This is a genomic window from Streptomyces sp. SBT349, from assembly GCF_001083795.1.
Taxonomy (GTDB): Bacteria; Actinomycetota; Actinomycetes; order Streptomycetales; family Streptomycetaceae; genus Streptomyces.
Genome location: NZ_LAVK01000592.1, coordinates 1 through 2,321, shown reverse-complemented (window position 1 = coordinate 2,321; position 2,321 = coordinate 1). Strand labels below are relative to the sequence as shown.

The window sequence follows — 2,321 nt, the reverse complement described above, 5'->3', positions numbered from 1 at the left end:
CTGAGAACCGGCCCGCCGTCGTGCGGCCCTCCTCGCCGAGCAGCGACGCGGCCCACAGCGGCTGGCGCTCCAGCACCTCGTCCATCCGCGAGCCGGTCCGCACGCTCACCAGCACCAGCGGCGGGGCGAGCGACACGGACAGGAAGGCGGGCGCCCGCCTCCCCGCCGCCCCCCCGGGCGGGGCGGTTCGAGGGGGAAGAGCGCCACATCCCTCGGATCGGGGCCGTGCTGCGGCGGGTTCACCGGCCGGGAGAGCGAATGGGTGAGGCAGTCGCAGTCCGGGTCGCCGCTCGGCAACGCCGCGCGCCCACAGACCAGACAGTCGGGCTGGCCGGTCATCGCGCCTCCCCTCCCGTCGATTCAGGGCGATTATGCACCACCCGTTCGGGTGAGGGGGGCGGCTCACCCAACAAGCCGGTCATGAAACGTGACGCCAAAATGACCATAAGACGGCACTCGCAATTCCCCGGAAGCCGTCGAGACGTGGGGGAAGCGACCGGGAAGGGACCGAGGAGGCCGGCATGACGGCGGAGCCCGCCACGGCCGCGCCCTCCCGCTCCGCGCTGTGGCTGTCGCTGAGCGCGCTGCTGCTCGGGATGTTCCTCGCGGCACTCGACCAGACCATCGTGGCCACCGCGCTGCCCACGATCGTCAGCGACCTCGGCGGCCTCGACCACCTCTCGTGGGTGGTGACGGCCTATCTCCTGGCCTCCACGGCGGGCACCCCGCTCTGGGGCAAGCTCGGCGACCAGTACGGCCGAAAAAAGCTCTTCCAGACGGCGATCCTGATCTTCCTCGTCGGCTCGGCCCTGTGCGGGATCGCCCGGAACCTGCCCGAGCTGATCGCCTTCCGCTTCCTCCAGGGCCTCGGCGGCGGCGGGCTGATCGTGCTGTCGATGGCGATCGTCGGGGACCTGGTTCCCCCGCGCGAACGCGGCCGGTACCAGGGCTTGTTCGGCGCGGTCTTCGGCGCCACCAGCGTGCTGGGCCCGTTGCTCGGCGGCCTGTTCGTCGACCACCTCAGCTGGCGCTGGGTCTTCTATGTCAACCTCCCGGTCGGCGCCCTCGCGCTCGCCGTGATCGCCGCCGTCCTGCATGTCCCCGTCCGCCCGCGCCGGCATGTGATCGACTACGCGGGCACGTTCCTCATCGCCGCCGTCGCCGCCGCCCTCGTCGTCATCGCCTCCCTGGGCGGAACGACCTGGGCGTGGGGCTCCTGGCAGGTCATCGGCCTGGCCGTGCTCGCCGCCCTGGGCCTGGCCGCGTTCCTCAGGGTCGAGCGGCGCGCCGTGGAGCCGGTGCTGCCGCTGTCGCTCTTCCGGGTGCGGACGTTCGCGCTCTGCTGCGCGATCGCCTTCGTCATCGGCTTCGCGATGTTCGGCGGAATGACGTACCTGCCCACGTTCCTCCAGGTCGTCCACGGCATCTCCCCCACCCTCTCCGGCGTGCACCTGCTGCCGATGGTGCTCGGGCTGCTGCTCGCCTCCACCCTCTCCGGGCAGCTCATCAGCCACACCGGCCGCTGGAAGATCTACCCACTGCTGGGCACCGCCGTGACCGCCGTGGGCCTCTTTCTCCTCCACACCCTCGACGAGCACAGCTCCACCACCACGACGAGCCTGGCCTTCGCCGTCTTCGGCCTCGGCATCGGCCTGGTGCTCCAGGTGCTGATCCTGGCCGTGCAGAACGCCGTGGACTACACGGACCTGGGCGTGGCCACCTCGGGAGTGACGTTCTTCCGCTCCATCGGCGCCGCGTTCGGCGTGGCCGTGCTCGGCACGGTCTTCACCACGCGTCTGGAGGACAAGCTCACCTCCGCGCTGCGCGGCGTCCGGCTGCCGCGCGGCGTGACCGTCGACTCGCTGCTGCATGATCCGCGCGGCATCGGATCGCTTCCGTCCTCGATCAGGCGGCGGGTGATCAGCTCGTACTCGGACGGGATCACGGACATCTTCCTCTACGCCGTCCCCGTGGTCCTGATCGCCCATGTGCTGGCCTGGCTGATCCGCGAGGACACGCTGCGCGGCAGCGTCCAGGCCCCGGACGTGAGCGAGACCGTGCCGCCCAACCCGGTGCAGCGCTCCTCGTGCGACGAGTGCGCCCGCGCCCTGTCGCTGCTCGGCACCAGGAGCGGGCGGCGCGACCTGTACGCGCGGATCGCGCGCGCCGCCGGTGAGGACCTGCGGCCCGCCTCGTGCTGGCTGCTGCTGCGGATCAACCGCGCCGGCCCCGTCCGGCCCAACGAGCTGGACGGCATCCCGCGCGACGTGATCGACGCGGCGGTCGGGCAGCTCCGGGGCCGCGGCCTGGTGGACGGGGAG

Annotated in this window: 1 protein-coding gene and 1 pseudogene; one reads left to right on the top strand and one right to left on the bottom strand. The window is 71.9% G+C overall.

Annotated elements, in window-relative coordinates; all coding sequences use genetic code 11:
• Positions 1–184, bottom strand: a pseudogene (locus tag ADY01_RS41185) (flavin reductase); the annotation flags it as partial.
• 337 nt (positions 185–521) lie between these two features.
• On the opposite strand from ADY01_RS41185, the gene ADY01_RS34965 reads away from it, so the two are divergent.
• Positions 522–2,321: MDR family MFS transporter (locus ADY01_RS34965; RefSeq protein WP_049580863.1), on the top strand; the 1,800-nt coding region annotated here is incomplete at its 3' end.